Consider the following 21,840-nt stretch of genomic DNA (forward strand, 5'->3'; position numbering starts at 1 on the left):
GGGGAACAATGTCCCGGCTACACTGCGGACCGGTTTCCTTCCGGGATGGCCGCATGCAGCAGGCGATCCGCTACCTGACCACCGGCGATGGCGCGCGGCTGGCATGGGCGTCGATGGGCAGCGGGCCCGTGCTGGTCAAGGCGGCGAACTGGCTCAGCCATCTGGAATACGACCTGCAGAGCCCCATCTGGCGGCACTGGTACCGGTTCTTCGGCGAGCACTACCGCCTGCTGCGCTATGACGAACGCGGCTGCGGCATGAGCGGCGGCGATGCGCGGCATCTGACCCTGGATCACTGGCTGGGCGACCTGGAATCGATGGTGGACGCGGCGGGCCTGCGCGAGCCCTTTGCGCTGATGGGCATCTCGCAGGGAGCGGCGGCCTGCGTGGCATATGCGGTGAAGCATCCGCAGCGCGTGTCCCGGCTGCTGCTGTACGGGGCGTACGCGCGCGGGCCCTACGAGCGTGGGGACGAGGACGCGGCGCGGCTGTACCACGCCATCATCGACATCGCGCGGGTCGGCTGGGCCGACCAGAACCCGGTGTTCCGGCAGGTGTTCACGTCGCGCTTCATTCCCGATGCCACGGAAGCCCAGGTGCACTGGTTCAACGAGCTGGTGCGGACCACGACCACGGCGGAAGCCGCCGCCGCGCTGCTGGAGGCGCGCGCGCGCATCAATGTCACCGCGCTGCTCGACCAGGTCCGCGTCCCCACGCTGGTGCTGCATGCGCGCCAGGACGGTGTGGTGCCGCTGGAAGAAGGGCGGCTGCTGGCGGCCGGCATCCCGGGCGCGCGCTTCGTCGAACTGGAATCGCGCAACCACGTGCTGCTGGATTACGAGCCGGCCTGGCAGCGCTTCCGACAGGAGGTGTTGGCGTTCCTCGGTGGCGCGCCACAGGGTGAGGAACGCCTGGCGGAGCTGACGCCGCGTGAGCGCGAGATCGTGGCGGGGCTGGTCGCGGGCAGGACCAATGCGCAGATCGCGGCCACGCTGTTCATCAGCGACAAGACCGTGCGCAACGCGCTCACCCGTATCTACGAAAAGCTGGGCGTGCAGTCGCGGACGCAGGCGATGGCGTTGTTGCAAGGGTCACCGGCGGACTGAGCAGGCATGACGAACGCTAGTCCGCGATCACCCACCGCCCATTGTCCTGCAGCACCACCTCGAAGCGCGCCCACTGTCGGCATTCGTCGGGACTTGCCGTCCCCACGCTACCCGTCTGCTCGCCCGCGACGACGCGGTACTGCAGCGCCGGGCCCTCGCTTTCGATTACGTGCCGCACGCTCCACAATCGGCCGAGTTTGCCGTTGCTGTAGAAGCGCCCGCGGACGATCGCATCCGGATGGGTGATGTTGCGCTCGGCGTGCTGCTTGGCCAGTTCCAGCAGTTCGGTGAGGTTCTCGGTGGTGATGTCGACGTAGGAGTTGAGTTGCTCCATCGCGGCGGAGAAGTCTTCCTGGGTCAGTTCGAACTGGCGCTGCGCGGGCTGGGTGATGCGCGAGGCCTGGCGACGGCGATGCAGGTGGGCCGGGTAGCGGCGCCACGGAAACAGGGCGTTGAAGGCGATGGCCATGGAGAGGATCGCAACGACATTGATCAGGATCGGCATCAGCACGTAGTGGTAGCCGAGCGCGTGTACGTCCGGGCCGCCGATCACCGCGGCCAGGGCGGTGGCGCCACCGGGCGGGTGGATGCAGCGCAGGTAGTACATGCCCAGCACGGCGAGGCCGACCGCAAGGGCAGCGGTCCAAGCGTGGCCGGGGAACAGTTTCTGGCAGCTCACGCCGATGACGGCGGACAGCAGGTGGCCGCCCACCACGGCCCACGGCTGCGACAGCGCGCCCTGCGGCACGGCGAACAGCAGCACGGCGGATGCGCCCATCGAGGTGACCATCAGGGCGCCGCCCACGGCCGACGCGGCTTCGGTCGGGAACGTCCAGCGGGTCAGCCCGTACACCGCGAGGATGCCGAGCAGCGCGCCGATGCCCGATATCCATTTCTCGCCATGGCGTGTGGTGTTGCGCTCGATACCCAGCAGCAGGCGCAACTCGGTCAGGCGGGAATGGGAACTCATGGGCGGCAGTGGTAAGGATCGGCGGCGCAGTCTATGCGAAGGAGACGCTTCAATCCGCCACGTCCTTAGGTAGGGCGGGCCCCGGCCCGCCGCTCAGGAACATCACGCTCGCCCGCTAAGCAATCCGATCCGGCGGAACCACATCTCCAGCGGCACGGTCACCAGCGGCGGCACGGCTGCGATCAACGCCAGCAGCGTGGCCCACCACGGCCAGCGCAGGCGCAGCGCGGACAGCACGGTGGCGACGACGTAGAACAGGAAGGCGCCGCCATGCAGCGGCCCGAAGATCTTCACACCCAGTTCGTTAGCCACCGGCCCGTACTTGAGCCACATGCCGATCAGCAGACCGGCCCAGGTGAAGCCTTCGATGAAGGCGGCGACAGCGAACAGGCGCCCGGCGGGCGCGAGGGGATGGGACATGCAGGACTCCAGTGAGGGATTGCCGGATGCGATGGCGGCTGCGGCGCTCGCTGGCGGTGGGATTCTAACCGCCCGTCACACTGGCCGTAGCTGTGGCCAGATCTGCCCGAGGGCCACGATTCAATACTTTCGAATCGAATCATCTAGCCGGCAGGTCCAGGATGAACAAGCCCGTCAACCGAGTATATTCGGGCCATCGTGCAACCTCGGAGCACAAGGAATGAGCTGGAATTGGCCCGGATCCAGATGGTGGAAGCTTGACCTCCATAGTCACTCGCCTGCCTCCTACGACTTTGGCGGACCAACGGACAGGTCGGAAAGAAACTGGACTCGCTGGGTAGAGTCGGCTCAAAGCGCCGACCTAGATGGGATCGCAATCACTGACCACAACTCATCGGGAGCAATCGACGGCCTGCAAACCGCAGCAACAAGCATCCCAAACAGCCCTGTAATATTTCCTGGAGTTGAAATCACCGCAAGCTGTGGTACTCACCTCCTCGTAATCTTTGATCCATCCTGCAACTCACAGCATGTTGATGACCTTCTCTCTAGAGCGAACATCTCCGTCGATTCCAGGGGAACAGATCTCGCAAGATCTAACTTAAGCGTCGAACAGATCCTGAGACTAGATCTTGGCAACGCGCTAGTTATTGGTGCTCATATAAATGGCCCGAAGGGAATTCTTGAGCTAGATGGCCAGCAAAGGTTATCCATACTCAAGAACGATAAAATTTCTGGGGTAGAAATTAACCCGGATCTACCTTTAGATCAGTCATACATTGACGGTAGCAGGCCTGAGATTGCTCGATCCTTCTCAAGAATATGGTGCTCTGATGCTCACTCTTTTGAGGACTTAGGGCGGCGTTTCACTTGGGTGAAAATGTCCCGTCCAGACATCGAGGGTCTAACCCTAGCTCTTTACGATGGAGAAGACTCTCTCCTACCACAAGCGTCTACCGATCTTTTCAGAAAGAATGTCCACGCGGACAACACTATTGAAGAGATCCAGGTTTCATTAGCCAAGTTCATGGGCCGAGTGAACCCAATAAGACTTAGCTTCAATCCTTGGCTAAATTCACTTGTTGGCGGGCGGGGCACTGGAAAATCGAGCATTGTTGACTTTGCACGTGCGGCTCTAGGAAGAAGGGACGAACTCAGTGGCGCTTTATCGTCGTCCTACTCGCACCGGATGCGGGTTCCTCCCAGCAGAAATGACGAAGGCCTTCTTACCTCAGAGACCCGAGTAGAAGTTGTCTATCAGAAAGATGGAGATCGATTCAGATTAGTGTGGAGCCCATCGCTTTCCTCGCCACAGATCTACCGAATCATTGATGGCGCGGATGTAGCGGAAGAGGGTGATGTCACTGAGCGCTTCCCGGTACGAATCTATAGTCAGAAGCAGCTCTTTGAGCTAGCCAGAACTCCAAACGCGCTTCTACAAGTCGTCGACGATAGCCCTGACGTAAGAGGCAACGAGCTGGCGAGGCAGAGGAACGAGCATGAAACAACGTATTTATCGCATCTCGCCACAGCAAGGTCGTATGAAGCACAAGCGATGGGCCTCGCCTCTCGAAGAGCTGTCTTGTCGGATGTTCGACGGAAAATTCAACTTCTAGAACAGGGAACCCATTCAGCGGTACTGAACCAGTACAGAGCCACGATCCAAGCGAATGACGCTTGGATAGGTTATAGCCAGCAAGTCGAAGATTGGATATCCGAAGTGGAGACATTAGTCGGCCAGTTCCCAACCCTCGATGCGGATGGACTTCCAACTGACGACGGCGCCGCGACACTTAGGAGCGTGCTGAATTCGCAACGCCAAGCCATATCCAGCTTCAAGTCATCGATCGAAGCCTCCACTTCCACCGTTAGGCGCGAGATTTCTGAGAGCATAAACAGCAACGACGGGGCCGCCTGGCGGCTTTCGGTGCAGCAGATCAGCGACGCTTATGCTGCAGTGGTCGTCGAGCTGACAGCTGCAGGCATCGCGAATCCTCAGGAGTATGGGGACCTCGTAACCAGAGCAGGTCAGATCGAGGAGGAGATTGCAGATCTAACTGCCCACCAAACCTCCGCAGCAGCTGCGAGCGAGAATGCACGGACACGACTTGAGTCGTACCGCGCGGCGCGACAAGAGCTATCAGCCAGAAGAGGCGCCTTCGCGCAAGCCACATCAAACGACCTTGTACGCCTTCGTGTTGAAGATGGCGTCGAGCGAGGGCTACTCACAGACTTCCTCAGGGGCGCTCTCGGGATAGACCGATTTGACGATGACTATGAGCATCTAGCTCGCCGAATCTCACCTGAAGCAGGATCGCCATGGACGTATGCACGACTTGATGCCGTCGTGTCAGAGTTGCGCAATTTCCTGTCCGACGAGAACGCAGCTCTAGACGTCAGAGACCGGCGTTTCGCAACCGCCATCCGTCGCGTTGCACCGGAGCGAGTTGATCGAATCGCCCTGTACTTACCGGAGGACCGTCTCAGCGTTTCTTTTCGTGACTCGCGTGACCCGAGTAGCACTTGGAAAGAGTTGTCCATGGGCTCTCCAGGCCAGCAGACCGCAGCACTTCTTGCATTCGTTCTTGGCTATGGCTCCGAACCCATGATCTTGGACCAACCGGAAGATGATCTGGATAGCACTTTGATCTATGAGCTTGTAGTCAAACGACTTAGAGAGACGAAGCAAAAGCGACAACTCATTGTCGTGACTCACAACCCGAACATTGTTGTTCATGGGGACGCTGAGCTTGTGATTTCACTCAGCGTTAGGGCAGGCCAAACGGCAATCGAGTGCTTCGGGGGACTTCAAGAGATGGGTGTTAGGAATGAGATTTGCCGTGTACTGGAGGGCGGTCCAGAGGCATTCAAAGCTAGATATCGACGAATCATGCATAGCGGCTAGACGCTGTCTGATAGCGACATCCGCTGCAGGGAATCAACAAGAAAGCCTTGTTACTCGCCGAGGAACAAGAAAGTGCGTGCTTGTTGTAGTTCTGTCTTAAGTGCAGCTATGAACGTTGTATCTCGCGGCCCACGCCCATCCACATACCCAAACGTCGACCGCAACTCCCCATCGACCACATTGAGATTCCCCCACCCAATCACCCCATCACCCCACAGCATCGGTAGCGCGTAATACCCCAGCTTCCGCTTCGGCGCTGGCGTGTATGCCTCGAAGCGATACGTCCACCCCCAGAACAACTCGAACCGCCGCCGGTCCCACACCACAGGATCAAACGGCGTCAGCAACCGCACCTGGTCATCCGGCTTCCAGCGCCGCGAGCGCGGATCCTCGTCCGCCGGCCAGTACCAGTCCACCCCATCCACCCGCGCCGTGCCCAGCCGCTGGCGTGCCCGCTTCAACGCCCCCGCACGCAAGCCTTCCCACTGCGGCACCCCGCGACGCAGATAGCCAAGCAACTGGCCCAGGCTGGCCGCCGGCAACGGCGCGTACTTGCGCACGATGATGTCGAGCAACGCATCCAGCCGCGCCTCCGCATCAGACATCGCGACAGGTGTCGCATCACCGATGCGCGGCGCATAGACCCGCGTACCGCCCTCGCGGCGCGCGACCCGCAACAGGCCGCGGTAATGCATGCCGTCCAGCAACTGCGTGCTCGCGTTCGACGAGCCGCCGAACCAGTTGATCGTCTTGCCATGCCCGAAATGCGCATCCACCTCGCGCGGATGAGCCGTGCCGCGCTCTCTGACGAAAGCCAGCACCGCCTGCGCCTGCTTCCGGCGCGCGGCCGTCCACGCCTCGCGTGCCGTGCGCGGATGCATCAGCTGGTGATGCTCGCGTGGCAGGAAGCCGTAGTTGACGAAGAAGTCTTCTTCCAGCGGCAGGCGTGGATACCGCCGTTCCAGGTCACCTGCGCGATAGTCGGTGACACGATGGCGCAGGGTCAGGTCCTGCGCGCGTGCCGGCGCCCGGATCGGGTCCGCCTGCACGAATCCCAGTCGCTGGATCGCCTGCGGAAGGGTCGTCGGCTTGAACAGGCTGCGCGCGATGGCATAGCGGCGCAGATGGTCGAGGGTCAGCATCATGCGGCGCGGCCCATCACCGCATCATCCCTCGCCACGCACTCACGCCGCGACGTCGATGTACTCCACCTGGCTCGAAGGCAACGGGATCGCCGCACCATCCTCGCGCAATCCGGCGAGATGCAGTGCAATGGCGTCGTGGATCAACGCTTCCACCTCGGCCTTGGTCGCGCCGGTGGCCACGCAACCGGGCAGGTCCGGCACATAGGCGGAATAGTTGCCGCCCGCTTGCTCGATGACGATGGCATAGCGCATGGAAGTCACCTCTTGATCCCGGCCTGTTTCAGGATACTGCCCAGCGTGCCGGGCGCCACATCATCACCCGGCTTGCCGGCGACTGTCACCCGACCCGGAAGCGTCGGATGCTTGAACTGGCGGTGGCTGCCCGTCTGACCAATCTGCTGCCAGCCCGCGTCCTTGAGGTGCTGCAATACGTCACGAATCTTCGGGGGCATGCTCGCATTCCTTGCGATATGTCGTTGTTCCCTAACCGGATTACCTTACCCGGCCCCTCTCCCGAAAGCGGGAGAGGGTACATCAGCCATCAAACCCCAACCGGGTTCGCCTTCTCCACATCGATCTTGTACTGCTTGATCGCGCGGGATACGTCCTTGGCGGTCATCTTGCCTTCCTTCGCCAGAGCGGCGATGGCAGCGTGGGCGATGTAGTAGCGGTCCACTTCGAAGTGGCGGCGCAGGTTGGCGCGGGTGTCGCTGCGGCCGAAGCCGTCCGTGCCCAGCACCGTGTACGCCGCCGGCACGAACGCGCGGATCTGGTCCGCGTACGCACGCACATAGTCGGTCGCCGCGATCACCGGACCCTGGCGACCTTCCAGCAACTCCGTTACGTACGCCTTGCGCGGCGTCTTCGCTTCCGGGTTCAGGCGGTTCCAGCGCTCGGCGTCGAAACCGTCACGACGCAGCTCGTTGAAGCTCGGGCACGACCAGATGTCGGCGGTCACGCCGAAATCCTTGTCCAGCAGCTCGGCCGCCGCGATCGCCTCGCGCAGGATGGTGCCGCTGCCCAGCAGCTGCACGCGCAGCTCGCCCTTCTTCGGCTTGCCGGCATCGGTGAGCAGGTACATGCCCTTGATGATCCCCGCCGCAGCGCCTTCCGGCATCTCCGGGTGGGTGTAGTTCTCGTTCATCAGGGTGACGTAGTAGTACTCGTCCACCTGCTCCTGCAGCATCTTCTGCATGCCGTGCTGCAGCACCACCGCCACCTCGAAACCGAAGGTCGGATCGTAGCTGCGCACGTTCGGAATGCCGCCGGCCACCACATGGCTGAAGCCGTCCTCGTGCTGCAGGCCTTCACCATTCAGCGTGGTGCGGCCCGCGGTGCCGCCCAGCAGGAAGCCGCGCGTGCGCATGTCCGCCGCCTGCCAGGCGATGTCGCCGATGCGCTGGAAGCCGAACATCGAGTAGTAGATGTAGAACGGCAGCATCGGCACGTTGCTGACCGAATAGCTGGTGCCCGCCGCCATCCACGACGACATCGCACCCGGCTCGCTGATGCCCTGCTGCAGCACCTGGCCGGACTGGTCCTCGCGGTAGTACATCAGCTGGTCGGCATCGACCGGCTTGTACTTCTGGCCGAACGGCGCATAGATGCCGATCTGGCGGAACATGCCTTCCATGCCGAACGTGCGTGCTTCGTCGGCGACGATCGGCACCAGGCGCGGGCCGACCTGCTTGTCGCGCAGTGCGATGTTCAGGCCCTGCACGAACGCCATGGTGGTGGAGATCTCGCGGTCGCCGGTGCTCTTCAGCAGGCGGTCGAAGGCTTCCAGCTTCGGCGTCTCGAACGACTCGCTGGCCTTGCGGCGGCGCTGCGGCAGGTAGCCGCCCAACGCGGCGCGGCGCGCCTTGAGGTACTGGATTTCCGGCGAGTCCTCGCCCGGGTGGTAGAACGGCACCTGCGCCGATTCTTCCAGCTGCTTGTCGGTGACCGGGATGTTGAAGCGGTCGCGGAACGTGCGGATGGCTTCGTCGTCCAGCTTCTTGGTCTGGTGGGTCGGGTTGAGCGATTCGCCCGCCGAGCCCATGCCGTAGCCCTTCACCGTCTTGGCCAGGATCACCGTGGGCATGCCCTTGGTGTTCACCGCCTCGTGGTAGGCCGCGTAGACCTTGTGCGGATCGTGGCCGCCGCGGTTGAGGCGCCAGATGTCGTCGTCGGACAGGTTGGCGACCATCGCCGCCGTCTCCGGATACTTGCCGAAGAAGTTGTCGCGCGTGTACTTGCCGCCGAACGCCTTGCAGTTCTGGTACTCGCCGTCGACGGTTTCCATCATCAGCTTCTTCAGCACACCGTCGGTGTCGCGCGCGATGAGCGGATCCCAGTAGCTGCCCCACAGCAGCTTGATGACGTTCCAGCCACCGCCGCGGAACACGCCTTCCAGCTCCTGGATGATCTTGCCGTTGCCGCGCACCGGGCCGTCCAGGCGCTGCAGGTTGCAGTTGACCACGAAGATCAGGTTGTCGAGGCCTTCACGGCCGGCCAGCGCGATGGCGCCCAGGGTTTCCGGCTCGTCGCTCTCGCCGTCGCCGATGAAGCACCACACCTTGCGGTCGGACTTCTCGATCAGACCGCGGTGCTCCAGGTACTTCATGAACTGCGCCTGGTAGATCGCCGCCAGCGGGCCCAGGCCCATCGAGACGGTCGGGGTCTGCCAGTAGTCGGGCATCAGCCACGGATGCGGGTAGGACGAGATGCCCTGGCCGTCGACTTCCATGCGGAAGTTGTCCAGCTGCTGTTCGCTGATGCGGCCTTCCAGGAACGAACGCGCGTAGATGCCCGGCGCGCTGTGGCCCTGGATGAACAGCAGGTCGCCCGGGTGGTTGTCCGACGGCGCGCGCCAGAAGTGGTTGAAGCCCACGTCATACAGCGTGGCGCCGGAGGCGAAGCTGGCGATATGGCCGCCCAGGTCGCCGGGCTTGCGGTTGGCGCGCACCACGGTGGCCATCGCGTTCCAGCGGATGATCGAACGGATACGCCATTCCAGCGCGGCATCGCCCGGGCTCTTGGCCTCGTTCTGCGGCGCGATGGTGTTGACGTATTCGGTGGTGGGCGAGAACGGCAGGTAGGCGCCGGCGCGGCGGGTCACTTCGACCATGCCTTCCAGCAACTGGTGAGCACGCAGGGCGCCGTTCTTCTCGATCACCGCCTGCATGGAATCGATCCACTCGCGGGATTCCTGCGGATCCGGATCGCTCTGCAACATCTCGTTCAACCAGTTCATTCCCGCTCCTGTTGCGCCGCGCGTGGGGCACGGCATTGCCGATACTTTTAGAGCCTTGAAGTGTAACGCACGCACCCGCCGCGGGACCTGGCTACGCAGGCGTATGGAGCGGATGCAGCGTATCTGTCCCGGGACAATGACCACACCAAAATCAGACCTTTGCCGTATTGCAATGCAGCAAGCAAAAGTGAGCTTATGATCCGCTTCCGGGGGGAACGCGACGATCAGGGTCGGCATGCGCAACGCAGTGCCCAGCAGTGTCGTGCCAGATGAGGTCGCCGGTGCCGCGCACTGGCGCAGCAGCCTGCGCACGCGCATTGCATTGTGGGCCGGCCTGGTCAACGTGGTGCTGTTGTTGCTGCTGGTGCTGGCGACGGCGTGGTTCGCGCGCCGGCTGATCCTGGACGACGCGCGCCGCGACACGCACGCCACCGCGCAGGAAGCCGCGCAACGACTGGACAACGCGCTGCACGTGGTGACGATCACCACCCACGGCATCTCGGACCTGGTGGGCAACGCCCAGCTGTCACCGGACGAACTGACCACCACCCTGCGCGCGATGGTGAACGCCACGCCCGGCTGCGTGGGCGGCCTGCTGATCCTGGAGCCCCGCACGCGCAACGACGCGCCGTTCGCACGCTACGTGGCCGGCAATGGCGGCGACCGCGATTTCGTCGCCGACGGGTATCGCTTTCGCGACCAGGGCTGGTACCAGCGCACCGTGGCATCGCCCGGCGGCTGGTGGTCCGAGCCCTACCTCAACCAGACCGCGGGCGGCGTGTGGATGGTCACCTACAACATGCCGCTGCGCGAACCCGGGCGCGGCGCGCGCACCCGCGGCATGGTCAGCCTGGACCTGCCGCTGGCCAACCTGACCGACCTGGTGGATGCGCTGGCGCACCTGCCGGGATGGCGGGTGACACTGGTGGCACCCGCCGGCACGCTGGCGCTGAATCCGGAGGTGGGCGTCGAGCGGTTGGAGACCCTGGACGACTACATCCTGCGCGCCGGTCGCGCCGACCTGCGCGAAGCCGCGCAGGCGGTGCGCGTTCGCCAGCCCCTGCAGTACGCGCACGTGGATGCCGTCAGTGGCGAGCGGCGCTACACCGTGGTGGAGCCGGTCGGCAGCAGCGGTTGGACCCTGCTGGTCGCGCAGTCCTACGAGCTGATCATGGCCCGCCTGACCGAGGCGCTGTGGATGCTGGCGGCGGTGGGCGCGCTGCTCGCGCTGCTGTGCATGCTGGTGGTGCGCAAGCTGGCGCGCCACATCAGCCAGCCGGTGGAAGGGCTTTCGTCGTCGGCGGCGCGGCTGGCGCAGGGCGACTACAGCATGCCGGTGCCCTTCGTGCGCAGGCGGGACGAAGTCGGCCAGATGGCACGCACGCTGGAACACGCGCGCGGCTCGATCCAGCTGCAGCTTCGCGAGATCGAGGACATGACCGCGGCCCGGCAGAAGCTGGAGAGCGAGCTGTCGATCGCGCGCGAGATCCAGCAGGCCATGCTGCCGCCGGGCCGCGTGATCGACCGCGAACACGCACACCTCGAGGCCTACGCGCGACTGGAGCCGGCCAAGGCCGTGGGCGGCGACTTCTACTGCTTCATCGAAACCGACGCCGACGGCCTGTGGTTCGCCATCGGCGACGTGTCCGACAAGGGCGTGCCGGCGGCGCTGTTCATGGCCCGCACCGTGACCGTGCTGGAAGTGGCCGCCAGCACGCATGCTTCGCCGGAACGCGTGCTCGCCGAGGCGTCGCGCCGGCTGGTGCAGGGCAACGATGCGTGCATGTTCGCCACCGTGCTGTGCGGGCGCGTGGACGTGCGCAGCGGCGCCTGCGTGCTCGCCAGCGCGGGCCACGACGCGCCCCTGCTGCTGCATGCGGATGGACGCCACGAAGAACTGCCGCTGCAGCCGGGGCCGCCGCTGGGCTTCGAAGTGGGCGACACCTTCCCGCTCTGGTCAGGGCAGTTGCCGGCGGGCGCCACCCTGCTGGCGTGGACCGACGGCATCACCGAAGCCTTCGACGACGGGAACCAGGCCTTCGGTGCGGAACGCATCCCCGGTGCGCTGCTGCCGGGCGCGACCGCGCGCGACCAGTGCGAAGGGCTGATCGCGCAGGTTCACGCATTTACGGGCGCCGCCCCGCAATCGGACGACATCACCGTGCTGGCCATCCGTCGCCGGCTGGACACCACCACCGCTTCGGCCGAAGCTCCGCCATCACAGGAGACCCCGCATGCAGATGCGATTGTTCATCCCACGTGAGCACGCCCGCGTGGACGACCTCAACGCGTCGCTGGAGGCCGTGCTGGCCAACAACGGCGTCAGCCGCGCGATCCAGTGCGACGTGCGCCTGATCGTGGAGGAACTGGCCAGCAATGCCATCGAGCATGGCGACCCGACCCGCGTGGGAGCCGAGGAGCACGAACTGTGCGTGGACATCGGCATCCGCGAGCACCTGCTGACGCTCGAGTTCCGCGAGAGCGGCGCCGCGTTCAATCCGCTCGACCAGCCGCCCCCGGATCTCGATGCCGACATCCTCGACCGGCCCACCGGCGGTCTCGGCCTGCACCTGGTGCGCCAGGTGGCGGAAGAAGCCGCCTACCAGCGGATCGGCAACTACAACGTGCTGCGCCTGACCCTGCGCATCCCAACCGAGGAGAGCGACGCATGAGCCTCAGCATCGACATCCACCCGACAGGCAAGGGCAGCCAGCGCGTCACCCTCGCTGGCCGGCTGGACACGCACACCTACGAAGACCTGGACGAAGCCCTCGCACCGCTGATGACCCGCCAGCTGCATTCGCTGGTGCTGGACCTGTCCGGGCTGGAGTACATCAGCAGCGCCGGCATCCGTTCGATCTTCAAGGCCCGCAAGGCGCTCGCCCCGCACGGCGGCAAGGTGCTGCTGGTCAATCCGCAGCCGCAGATCCAGAAGGTGCTGGACATGGTCAAGGCCGTGCCGTTGAACGAGATCTTCTCGTCCACCGCCGAAGCCGATGCCTACCTGGACGTGATGCAGCGCAAGGTGCTGCGTGCCGGCGAAGAGGACGACGATTGAGCGAGCACGCGCCCGGGCCATACGCCCGCCGCGCGATTGATTTACGATCCAGCGTCCCTCCCCCCCTCCCGGGCTCCCCCACCCGGCATATCCGGATTACCGAGATGCCCGATGACGCTGGAGATTGAGATCTACCCGCCGGTCAACGGCAACCAGTACGTGCTGCTCAGCGGCCGCCTGGACACCGCCAGCCACGCACAGCTCGACGAACAGCTGGCGCCGATGCTGGCTGCACGCCCGCAGGCACTGGTGCTGGACCTGGCCCACCTGGACTACATCAGCAGCGCCGGCGTGCGCAGCATCCTGAAGGCGCGCAAGGCCCTGGCCCCGCATGAAGGCCGCCTGCTGGTGGTGCACCCGCAGGAACAGATCCGCAAGGTCATCGAGATCGTGCAGGCCGTGCCGATGGACGAGATCTTCGAGTCCACCGCCGATGCCGATGCCTACCTGGATGCGCTGCAGCGGCGGATCCTGGATGGCGAGGATGAGGGTTGATCGTTTTTATGTAGGAGCGACGTGAGTCGCGACCGGATGCCATCAGACACCCTGGACACATGATTCATGCGGTCGCGACTCACCGGTGCCGGGCATGCCACCACCACTCCTACAGGGATCCCCAACAGAAAAACGCCCCGCATGCGGGGCGTTTTCTTTTCCGGGCACCGCGGGCCGATCAACCCGGCCCGTTGCGCTCGGCTTCGCGCTGCTGGCGGATCTGCGCGTCCACGGCGGCGATGGCGGTCATGTTGATGACGCGGCGCGGCGTGGCGCTGGTGGTCAGGATGTGCACCGGCTTGGAGATGCCCATCAGGATCGGGCCGATGGCCACGCCGTCGGTCACCACGCGCACCATGTTGTAGGTGATGTTGGCCGCGTCCAGGTTGGGCAGCACGAACAGGTTGGCGCGTCCGGTCAGCGTGCTGCCCGGCATGATGCGGTTGCGCAGCACTTCGTCCCAGGCGGTGTCGCCCTGCATCTCGCCGTCCACGTTGAGATCGGGCTTGCGCTTGAGCAGCAGCTCGCGCACGTGCCGCATCTTCACTGCGCTGGCGGTCTCGTGGCTGCCGAAGTTGGCGTGCGACAGCAGGGCGATGCGCGGCTCGATGCCGAACAGCTTCAGCCGGTACGCCGCCTGCAGCGTGGCCTCGGCGATCTGCTCGGCGGTCGGGTTGTCCTGCACGTGCGTATCCAGGAAGAAGTACGCGCCCTGGTTGTTGATCACGCCGGTCATCGCCGAGGTCGACTGCACGCCCGGGTCCAGCGGGATCACGCTGCGCACGTAGCCGAGCTTCTTGTGGAAGCGGCCGACGATGCCGCTGACCAGCGCATCGGCCTCGCCACGCGCCACCATCACCGCGGCGATCAGGGTCGGGCGCGAGCGCATCAGGTTCTTCGCCGCCGCCGGCGTCACGCCGCGGCGCGCGGTCAGCGCGTGGTAATGCTGCCAGTAGTCGTTGAAGCGCGGATCGTCGTCCTGGTTGGTCAGCTCGAAATCCACGCCCGCGCGCATGCGCAGGCCCAGGCGCTCGATGCGCGCGTCGATCACGTCCGGACGGCCGATCAGGATCGGGAACGCCAGGCCTTCGTCGATCACCGTCTGCACGGCGCGCAGCACGGTCTCTTCCTCGCCTTCGGCATAGACCACGCGCTTCTTGTCGGCGCGCGCGCGGTCGTAGACCGGCTTCATCATCAGGCTGGTGCGGTAGACGAACTGGCCCAGCTTCTCGCGATACGCCCACATGTCCGGGATCGGGCGCAGCGCCACGCCGGAATCCATCGCGGCCTGCGCCACCGCCGCAGCCACTTCCACCAGCAGGCGCGGGTCGAACGGACGCGGGATCAGGTACTCGGGGCCGAAGCACGGCACGTCGTCGCCGTACGCGCTGCCCAGGTCGGAGGCTTCGCGCCGCGCCAGGTTGGCGATGGCGTGCACGCAGGCGACCTTCATCGCTTCGTTGATCACCGTCGCGCCGACATCCAGCGCGCCGCGGAAGATGTACGGGAAGCAGAGCGCGTTGTTGACCTGGTTCGGGTAATCGCTGCGGCCGGTGCCGATGATCACGTCCGGGCGCACGGCCCTGGCATCGGCCGGCGAGATCTCGGGATTCGGATTGGCCAGCGCGAGGATGACCGGCTTGTCGGCCATCGTGGCGACCATGTCCGGCTTGAGGATGCCGCCGGCCGACAGGCCCAGGAAGATGTCCGCGCCGTCGACGATCTCGGCCAGTGTGCGCTTGTCGGTCGGGCGCGCATAACGCGCCTTGTCCGGGTCCAGGTTGGGACGGCCGGTGTAGATGACGCCGTCGCGGTCGAAGGCCAGGATGTTCTCCGGCTTGAGGCCCAGCGCGACCAGCATGTCCAGGCAGGCGATGCCGGCGGCGCCTGCGCCGCTGGTGGCCAGCTTCACGTCGCCGATCTTCTTGCCGATCACTTCCAGCGCGTTGACCACCGCCGCGCCGACGATGATCGCGGTGCCGTGCTGGTCGTCATGGAACACCGGGATGCTCATCCGCTCGCGCAGCTTGCGCTCGACGATGAAGCATTCCGGCGCCTTGATGTCTTCCAGGTTGATGCCGCCGAACGTCGGCTCGAGCGAGGCGATGATGTCGACCAGCTTGTCCGGATCGGTCTCGTTGATCTCGATGTCGAACACGTCGATGCCGGCGAACTTCTGGAACAGCACGCCCTTGCCTTCCATCACCGGCTTGCCGGCCAGCGGACCGATGTTGCCGAGTCCGAGCACGGCGGTGCCGTTGGTGACCACGGCCACCAGATTGCCGCGCGCGGTGAGCTCGCTGGCGGTGTTGGGATCCTCGACGATGGCCTCGCAGGCATAGGCCACGCCCGGCGAATACGCCAGCGCCAGGTCACGCTGGGTGAGCATCGGCTTGGTCGGTGCGACCTTGATCTTGCCGGGCGGGGACAGCCGGTGGTATTCCAGCGCGGCCTGTTTGAAATCGTCGTTCGTCATTGCGGAAACGGTGCCTGTGGTGAAGGCGGGGGAGCGGCAATTCTACCCCTTCCCCGTGATGGCCGGACCCGGCCGATTGCGGCGCTGCGTCACGCGGGGCGCGTGCAGGCGCGCCTCAGGGCGCGATGAAGCGGCAGCCGTCGCGCGCCTGCGACAGGCGGCCGCAGGTCTCGCGGAACGCATCGGCCGGTGGTCGCACGCCGCTGTCGAGCCAGCGTTCGAGCACCTGCAATGCGGTGGCATACGTCGCATCCTGCAGGCGGCTGTGGTCGTGTTCGTCCGTGAGCGCCTGCAGGAGCAGATGGCCGCGACCGGCCGACTCCACGGTGGCCGCATAGGCGGCTTCTGCTTCGTAGGACACCGTGGGATCGTGGCGCGCGTGCACGGTGACGGTGGGCAGCACGATCAATCCGGAGAGGTCAGCGTCGTAGGCCAATGCGGCGACGGCGGCGGGATCGGCGGCGAAACGCTGAATGCCGGCATTCAGTGCCGTGTCGTCGTGCGAGCCGCGATAGACCGTCTTCGCGTTGTCGAACGGATTGCGTCCGCCGAGGCGCTTCTGCACCACGTCCTGGAAGTGGAACGTGCCCCACGCCAGGTGGGAGACGAGTTGCTTCGCGTCGACGCCGGTGACTGCGAGGATGTCGCGCAGCCGTGCCGCCTGGTCCGGCGAGCGCTTCGCAGGGGCGAGATCGATACCAGTGCAGGCGTTGACGCGCGCGCGAAGATCGTCGCGGGTCATGCGCGCATCCGCAGGCAGCCCCCGCCACAGCGGATACTGTGGCTCGTCCTGTGCCGGATGGTTGCGGCAGTAGTACTGGTACACCGCGCGCAGGTCCGCGCGGAAGCCGTACCCGCGCGTGCCGCCGAACAGCATGCCGTTGGTGGCCAGCACGCCGTCGTAGTTGGCGCGACCGTCGATGTCGAGCGCGTACAGCTCGGCCGCCTTCGCCGCCACGTTGCCGCCCCACGACTGGCCATGCAGCAGGGTGCGCTCCGGGCGGCCCCAGCGCGCCCGGAACGCACGGCGGCTGACGTCCACGTCGGCCGCCGCCATGCGCACGCCATAGCCGCCGCGACGGTAGGTGCTGCCGATCCACGCATAGCCGGCGCGCACCATCACCGCGAAGCGATCCAGGTCCTCGCCGGAATCCCCCGCTTCCGGTGCGCCGAGCCGCGGACCGCCGTGCGCATGCACGATCAGCCTGCGGTTCCAGGTACGCGGCATCGCCACGAGCAGCCAGGCCCCGTTCGCATCCTGCGCCTCATGGCAGTCGACCTGCGGGCCGACCGAGGCAGGACAGGCGACAGGCGCGAACGCTGCCTCCGCATCGGCCGCCGCTGCGCCACCTGACAGCGCGGTGGCGGCCAGCACGGCGAACGCGGCGGTGATCCAGTGACGGCTCAGGTGCATCGCAACGGCTTCCTCAGAACGATCGACTGATATTGACGTACCAGTAGCGACCCCACGGATTGTGCAGCGAACCCCGGTAGCCGCCGTCGGCCAGCGCCGGCCCCTCGTCGGTCAGGTCGCGCACGCCCAGGCGCACCGCCGTGCCATCGATGAACCGGTATTGGCCGTAGAGATTGTGCGTCAGCCGGTCTTCGACGACCCACGGATCGCCGGAGATGCCGAGCAGCTGCGGTTGTTCGAACGAGCTCATGTACTGCGCCGAATAGCCCACGCGCCATGCCGCCTTGTTCCACGTCAGCGAACTGCTCGCACGCCACTCCGGCCGGCCGTTCTGCCCGATCAGCCGGGTGGAATCGGGCAGTGGCGTGAGCGGATCGATCGTGCCGGCCACACGCGCCGCGTACAGCGCGTTGACGATGTCGCCGGGATCGCGGGTGAATTCCAGCAGGCGGGTCGCGTTGAGGTTGACGGAGAACGAGCCGAAGCGCGTGCGCCGCAATGACCAGTCCACGCCGAAGTCGAGTCCGCCCGCAGTCTGTGGCTGCAGGTTGATGAAGCGGTCGTTGATGGCGATGACCTGGCCGACCGGATCGATGCCGGTGCCGGCGAAGAAGTCGATGTCCTCCTGCGTGGGCGCGTCACGCACCACCAGCGGGTTGCTGCCGCCTTCCACGCGGTTGAGGTAGTCCACCGTCAGCGCCGTCTGCGCGCCGAGCAGGCCGACGATCTGCTCCTGCTTGATCTTCCAGCGGTCGACGGTGAAGGTGAAGCTGCCGAACCGCTCGGGAATGAACGTGGGCTGGAACACCACGCCGAACGAGGTGTTGGTGCTTTCCTCCGGCTCCAGGTCCGGGTTGCCGGCCACCAGCAGCGACGCACCGGCGGTGTTCTGCCCGCATGCACTGAACGAGGCGATGCGGCCGGCGCGCAGGTCGGCTTCGCAGCGGATGTGGTCCACGCCGCTGGCCAGGCGCGCGTACTGGGTGGCGTTGGTCTGCTCCAGGTTGGGCGCACGGAAGCCCTCGGAATACGAGCCGCGCAGGCGCAGGCCTTCCACCAGGTCCCAGGCCAGCGCGACCTTGGGCTTGGCCACGGAGCCGAAGTCGGAGTAGTGCTCGTAGCGGCCGGCCAGCTGCATGTCCAGGCGATGCACCAGCGGGATGCCCATGTCCTCGGACACCAGCGGCACGGCGAACTCGACGTAGGCCGAACCCACGTTGCGCGAGCCGCGCGTGTCGGGGTTCGGACTGACGGCTGCCACGTTGCTGGGGTTGGTCTCGCCGGTCACCATGTCGGTGAAGGTATGGGTGCCGTCGAGGTTGGCGTCGCGATCGTCGCGCTGCGTCTCGCGGCGCGCCTCCGCACCGAAGGCGATGCCGACGTTGCCGGCCGGCAACGCGAACAGGTCGCCGCGGCTCATCTTGAAATCGGCCATGGTCAGCGTGGTGCGCGACTCGCGCACCAGGTCGAACACGATGCCGTCGATGGCCGCCTGCGAACTCGGCGAACAGTCGCCGTAGGTCGGCGTGGCCACGCAGCCGCCACTGAACGGGTTGTAGGCATCCGGCGTGGACAGCGCCAGCTGCCGCTGCAGCGCCGTCATGTTGATGTTGGGCGACCGGTCTTCGGCCTCGGCCTCGGAATACAGCAGCGCGGTTTCCCAGTTCCAGCCGCTCCACTCGCCGCGCAGGCCGGCGAGGAAGCGCGCCTGGTAGTTCTCCACGCGCACGCGCTGGAAGCCCGTGTCCACGTAGCGGTAGTTGCTCATCTGCACGGGCAGGCCGGCGGCGGGCACGTTGGTCAGGCCGGGCAGGCGGTTCGGATTCGGCGTGCCGTCGGGCAGCGTGGCGGCGCCGAAGGGATTCCAGTAGTTGCTGGCGGGGATCCAGAGGCTGTTGAGGTTCACCACCGGTGGCTGCGTCGCTTCGCTGACCGCGTGGTAGAAGCCGATTTCACCGAAGGCCTCCACGCTGTCGCTGAGCTCGTGATGCCCGGTGAGGAACAGGTTGATGCGCTCCACCGACGGCCGCACCGTGGTGCCATGGCGCGTGTCGTAGCGCATCTCGCGGTTGGTGGTGTTGAAGTTGTGGTTGCCGCTGGACAGGCACAGGTCGTTACCGAGGCTGACGCCGCAGCCGAAGTCCGACGGCTGGATGCGGAACGCGCCTGCGGTATTCGTCACCGCTGTCCCGTTGGAGCGGATCACCGCACGCGGGCCGACGCTCAGGCGCGCCCACGGTGTGTGCGAGGAGCGCCCATCGAGCACCGCCAGGCCGGCGAAATCCGGATAGTCCTCGAACAGCCCGCGCAGATCGTCGGTCTCGGTGAAATCCTGGTCGGCCGCCATCAGTTCCGAGCGGTCGGTGTAGTTGAGGAACGCCGACACGTTGCCGCGGTCGTAGTTGTGGCCCGCGAACAGGTTGACCTCGAACTCGTGCATGCCGGTGCCTTCGGCACTGCCATAGCGCGTGCTGGCGCTGACGTCGTCGAAGTCGGTCTGCAGTACGGTGTTCACCACGCCCGCCACCGCATCGGCGCCGTAGATCGCGGCCGCGCCATCCAGCAGGATCTCCATGCGGTCCAGGCCCGAGACCGGGATCGCGTTGGAGTTGAAACTCTGCACGGGCACGGTGCCCGTGTCCGAGGTGCCCTGGCTGGTCGGGTGCTGCGCCAGCCGCCGGCCGTTGAGCAGCACCAGCGTGTTGCCCACGCCGAGCGAGCGCAGGTTCACCGAATTCACGTCGCCGCGCGCCGCGTTGCTGGTCTGGGGATTGTTGGACGCATCGAACAGCACGTCGCCCATCTGCGGGATCGTGCGCATCAGTTCGTCGCCGGAAATCGCACCGGCGGCGTCGATCTGTTCCGCGCCGACCACCATCACCGGCAGCGCATCGGTGGTCGATGCGCCCTGGATGTGCGAACCCACCACGACCACCTTGTCCAGATTGGTCGCATCGTCGCCCACTGCAGGCGCGGCGGCGGCCTGCGGCGCCGGATCGGCCGCCTGCGACGGCGTCTCCTGGGCCGCGACCGCGTGGATCACGGCCAACAGGGCCAGGGTCAAACTGCTCCGCAACGGGGCGGAGCGTCGGTTGAAATCGTGCATCTTTCAGTCCCTCCTCTGAAGACGTGGTGTGGCCGGCGTCAGTCGGCCGTGAGTCGTGTCGGGTCGCCCGGGCCCGCGGCCGGATCCGGCGCGGCGGCAATCGGGGCGGATGGCCCGCCCAGCGCGCGCGCCAGCGCGTCGCGGTCGAGCGCGTTCTCCCAGCGCGCGACCACCAGCGTGGCGACGGCATTCCCGGTGAAATTGGTCAGCGAGCGGCACTCGCTCATGAAGCGGTCGATGCCGAGGATCAGCGCCATGCCGGCGACCGGCACTTCCGGCACCACCGCCAGCGTGGCGGCCAGCGTGATGAAACCGGCGCCGGTGACGCCCGCGGCGCCCTTCGAGCTCAGCATCGCGACCAGCAGCAGCATGATCTGGTGGCCCAGGCTCAGTTCGGTATTGGTGGCCTGCGCGATGAACAGCGCGGCCAGCGTCATGTAGATGTTGGTGCCGTCCAGGTTGAACGAGTAACCCGTCGGCACGACCAGCCCGACCACCGACTTCGACGCGCCGGCACGCTCCATCTTCTCCATCAGCGACGGCAGTGCGGATTCGGACGAGGACGTACCCAGCACCAGCAGCAGTTCCGCCTTCAGGTAGCGGATCAGGCGGAAGATCGAGAACCCGCACCACCACGACACCAGGCCGAGGATGACGATCACGAACAGCAGCGAGGTCAGGTAGAACGAGCCGACCAGCCACGCCAGGTTGACCAGCATGCCCACACCGTACTTGCCGATGGTGAAGGCGATGGCACCGAACGCACCGATCGGCGCGGCGCGCATCAGGATGTGCACCAGGCGGAACACCGGGGTGGTCAGCGCCTCCAGCAGGTTCAGCACCGGCCGGCCCTTCTCGCCCACCAGCGCCAGCGACAGGCCGAACAGCACCGCCACGAACAGCACCTGCAGGATGTTGTCGCCCACCAGCGGGCTGACCAGCGTCTTCGGGATGATGTCCATCAGGAAGCCGACCAGCGACAGCTCGTGCGACTTCTGCACGTAGTCCTGCACAGCGGACTGGTCCAGGTCGGCCGGATTGATGTTCATGCCGGCGCCGGGCTGCACCACGTGCGCCACGATCATGCCGATCACCAGCGCCAGCGTGGAGAAGAACAGGAAGTACGCCATCGCCTTGGCGAACACACGGCCCACCGTGCGCAGTTGGGTCATGCCGGCGATGCCGGTGACGATGGTCAGGAAGATCACCGGCGCAATGATCATCTTCACCAGCTTGATGAAGGCATCGCCCAGCGGCTTCATCGATTCGGCGAACGCCGGCTCGAAGTGCCCCAGCAGCGCGCCCAGCACGATGGCCACGATCACCTGGAAGTACAGCTGCCTGTACAGCGGCTGGCGCGGCAGCGGCGTGCAGGGCGTATCGGCCAGGTGCATGGGTCAACTCCGAACGGATGGCGACGCCACCCGGATCGGTGGCCGGCATGTTGTACCCCCGCTTCGCCGCCGCACCGATAACCTATTGGTACTAGCCCGCGCTCCGGCGGCGGCGC

At 65.7% G+C, this 21,840-nt stretch carries 16 protein-coding genes; 6 read left to right on the plus strand and 10 right to left on the minus strand.

What is annotated here, in order from left to right:
- Positions 1–53: 53 nt before the first annotated feature.
- Positions 54–1,106: an alpha/beta fold hydrolase gene (locus tag ACIPRS_RS12995; protein ID WP_446538834.1), complete on the plus strand. Its 1,053-nt coding sequence runs from the start codon at positions 54–56 to the stop codon at positions 1,104–1,106.
- A gap of 16 nt (positions 1,107–1,122) precedes the next feature.
- Here the strand turns inward: ACIPRS_RS12995 and ACIPRS_RS13000 are convergent, their stop codons facing one another.
- The gene (locus ACIPRS_RS13000; protein ID WP_446538835.1) at positions 1,123–2,076 is read right to left on the minus strand and encodes an HPP family protein; all 954 of its coding nucleotides are present in this window, start codon (positions 2,074–2,076) and stop codon (positions 1,123–1,125) included.
- Positions 2,077–2,178: 102 nt separating this feature from the next.
- A complete protein-coding gene (locus ACIPRS_RS13005; protein WP_446538836.1) occupies positions 2,179–2,496 on the minus strand; it encodes a DUF3817 domain-containing protein in 318 nt (105 codons plus the stop codon).
- 220 nt (positions 2,497–2,716) lie between these two features.
- Here ACIPRS_RS13005 and ACIPRS_RS13010 point away from each other — a divergent pair, with 220 nt between their 5' ends.
- Entirely contained in the window at positions 2,717–5,401 is a 2,685-nt protein-coding gene (locus tag ACIPRS_RS13010; RefSeq protein ID WP_446538837.1) for a TrlF family AAA-like ATPase, read from the plus strand.
- 50 nt (positions 5,402–5,451) lie between these two features.
- Here ACIPRS_RS13010 and ACIPRS_RS13015 read toward each other — a convergent pair whose 3' ends face one another.
- From ACIPRS_RS13015 to aceE, 4 genes are all read right to left on the minus strand, one after another.
- Positions 5,452–6,546 (minus strand): DNA glycosylase AlkZ-like family protein, encoded by a 1,095-nt coding sequence (locus ACIPRS_RS13015; RefSeq protein ID WP_446538838.1) that lies wholly within the window; start codon positions 6,544–6,546, stop codon positions 5,452–5,454.
- A gap of 39 nt (positions 6,547–6,585) precedes the next feature.
- Positions 6,586–6,798, minus strand: coding sequence for a type II toxin-antitoxin system HicB family antitoxin (locus ACIPRS_RS13020; protein ID WP_446538839.1), 213 nt, complete (start codon positions 6,796–6,798; stop codon positions 6,586–6,588).
- Between the two features lie 5 nt (positions 6,799–6,803).
- Complete coding sequence (locus ACIPRS_RS13025) at positions 6,804–6,998, minus strand: type II toxin-antitoxin system HicA family toxin (RefSeq protein WP_446538840.1); 195 nt, start codon at positions 6,996–6,998, stop codon at positions 6,804–6,806.
- A gap of 89 nt (positions 6,999–7,087) precedes the next feature.
- Entirely contained in the window at positions 7,088–9,781 is a 2,694-nt protein-coding gene (aceE, locus tag ACIPRS_RS13030; RefSeq protein ID WP_446538841.1) for a pyruvate dehydrogenase (acetyl-transferring), homodimeric type, read from the minus strand.
- A 235-nt stretch (positions 9,782–10,016) separates the two neighbouring features.
- On the opposite strand from aceE, the gene ACIPRS_RS13035 reads away from it, so the two are divergent.
- The 4 genes from ACIPRS_RS13035 to ACIPRS_RS13050 all read left to right on the plus strand — a co-directional run bounded on the left by ACIPRS_RS13035 (position 10,017) and on the right by ACIPRS_RS13050 (position 13,334).
- Entirely contained in the window at positions 10,017–12,044 is a 2,028-nt protein-coding gene (locus ACIPRS_RS13035; RefSeq protein WP_446538842.1) for a SpoIIE family protein phosphatase, read from the plus strand.
- The gene (locus ACIPRS_RS13040) at positions 12,016–12,453 is read left to right on the plus strand and encodes an ATP-binding protein (protein ID WP_192199829.1); all 438 of its coding nucleotides are present in this window, start codon (positions 12,016–12,018) and stop codon (positions 12,451–12,453) included. The genes ACIPRS_RS13035 and ACIPRS_RS13040 overlap by 29 nt, the downstream gene beginning before the upstream one ends.
- Positions 12,450–12,839 (plus strand): STAS domain-containing protein, encoded by a 390-nt coding sequence (locus ACIPRS_RS13045; protein WP_337732368.1) that lies wholly within the window; start codon positions 12,450–12,452, stop codon positions 12,837–12,839. Before ACIPRS_RS13040 ends, ACIPRS_RS13045 begins: the two co-directional genes overlap by 4 nt.
- Positions 12,840–12,950: 111 nt before the next feature.
- The gene (locus ACIPRS_RS13050; protein ID WP_337732369.1) at positions 12,951–13,334 is read left to right on the plus strand and encodes an STAS domain-containing protein; all 384 of its coding nucleotides are present in this window, start codon (positions 12,951–12,953) and stop codon (positions 13,332–13,334) included.
- Positions 13,335–13,512: 178 nt separating this feature from the next.
- Here ACIPRS_RS13050 and ACIPRS_RS13055 read toward each other — a convergent pair whose 3' ends face one another.
- The 4 genes from ACIPRS_RS13055 to ACIPRS_RS13070 form a co-directional block, all read right to left on the minus strand.
- Positions 13,513–15,810 (minus strand): NADP-dependent malic enzyme, encoded by a 2,298-nt coding sequence (locus ACIPRS_RS13055; RefSeq protein ID WP_337732370.1) that lies wholly within the window; start codon positions 15,808–15,810, stop codon positions 13,513–13,515.
- A gap of 115 nt (positions 15,811–15,925) precedes the next feature.
- A complete protein-coding gene (locus ACIPRS_RS13060; protein ID WP_446538843.1) occupies positions 15,926–17,224 on the minus strand; it encodes a hypothetical protein in 1,299 nt (432 codons plus the stop codon).
- 13 nt (positions 17,225–17,237) lie between these two features.
- A complete protein-coding gene (locus ACIPRS_RS13065; protein ID WP_446538844.1) occupies positions 17,238–20,288 on the minus strand; it encodes a TonB-dependent receptor domain-containing protein in 3,051 nt (1,016 codons plus the stop codon).
- A gap of 80 nt (positions 20,289–20,368) precedes the next feature.
- Positions 20,369–21,724, minus strand: coding sequence for a dicarboxylate/amino acid:cation symporter (locus ACIPRS_RS13070; protein WP_446538845.1), 1,356 nt, complete (start codon positions 21,722–21,724; stop codon positions 20,369–20,371).
- Positions 21,725–21,840 lie beyond the last annotated feature (116 nt).

The sequence above is a fragment of the Pseudoxanthomonas sp. LARHCG66 genome (genome assembly GCF_052871755.1).

Bases quoted from the DNA above. Each gene is read 5' to 3' on its own strand.
- ACIPRS_RS12995 (WP_446538834.1), top strand. From the start codon at position 54: ATGCAGCAGGCGATCCGCTACCTGACCACCGGCGATGGCGCGCGGCTG.
- ACIPRS_RS13000 (WP_446538835.1), bottom strand. From the start codon at position 2,076: ATGAGTTCCCATTCCCGCCTGACCGAGTTGCGCCTGCTGCTGGGTATC.
- ACIPRS_RS13005 (WP_446538836.1), bottom strand. From the start codon at position 2,496: ATGTCCCATCCCCTCGCGCCCGCCGGGCGCCTGTTCGCTGTCGCCGCC.
- ACIPRS_RS13010 (WP_446538837.1), top strand. From the start codon at position 2,717: ATGAGCTGGAATTGGCCCGGATCCAGATGGTGGAAGCTTGACCTCCAT.
- ACIPRS_RS13015 (WP_446538838.1), bottom strand. From the start codon at position 6,546: ATGATGCTGACCCTCGACCATCTGCGCCGCTATGCCATCGCGCGCAGC.
- ACIPRS_RS13020 (WP_446538839.1), bottom strand. From the start codon at position 6,798: ATGCGCTATGCCATCGTCATCGAGCAAGCGGGCGGCAACTATTCCGCC.
- ACIPRS_RS13025 (WP_446538840.1), bottom strand. From the start codon at position 6,998: ATGCCCCCGAAGATTCGTGACGTATTGCAGCACCTCAAGGACGCGGGC.
- aceE (WP_446538841.1), bottom strand. From the start codon at position 9,781: ATGAACTGGTTGAACGAGATGTTGCAGAGCGATCCGGATCCGCAGGAA.
- ACIPRS_RS13035 (WP_446538842.1), top strand. From the start codon at position 10,017: ATGCGCAACGCAGTGCCCAGCAGTGTCGTGCCAGATGAGGTCGCCGGT.
- ACIPRS_RS13040 (WP_192199829.1), top strand. From the start codon at position 12,016: ATGCAGATGCGATTGTTCATCCCACGTGAGCACGCCCGCGTGGACGAC.
- ACIPRS_RS13045 (WP_337732368.1), top strand. From the start codon at position 12,450: ATGAGCCTCAGCATCGACATCCACCCGACAGGCAAGGGCAGCCAGCGC.
- ACIPRS_RS13050 (WP_337732369.1), top strand. From the start codon at position 12,951: ATGACGCTGGAGATTGAGATCTACCCGCCGGTCAACGGCAACCAGTAC.
- ACIPRS_RS13055 (WP_337732370.1), bottom strand. From the start codon at position 15,810: ATGACGAACGACGATTTCAAACAGGCCGCGCTGGAATACCACCGGCTG.
- ACIPRS_RS13060 (WP_446538843.1), bottom strand. From the start codon at position 17,224: ATGCACCTGAGCCGTCACTGGATCACCGCCGCGTTCGCCGTGCTGGCC.
- ACIPRS_RS13070 (WP_446538845.1), bottom strand. From the start codon at position 21,724: ATGCACCTGGCCGATACGCCCTGCACGCCGCTGCCGCGCCAGCCGCTG.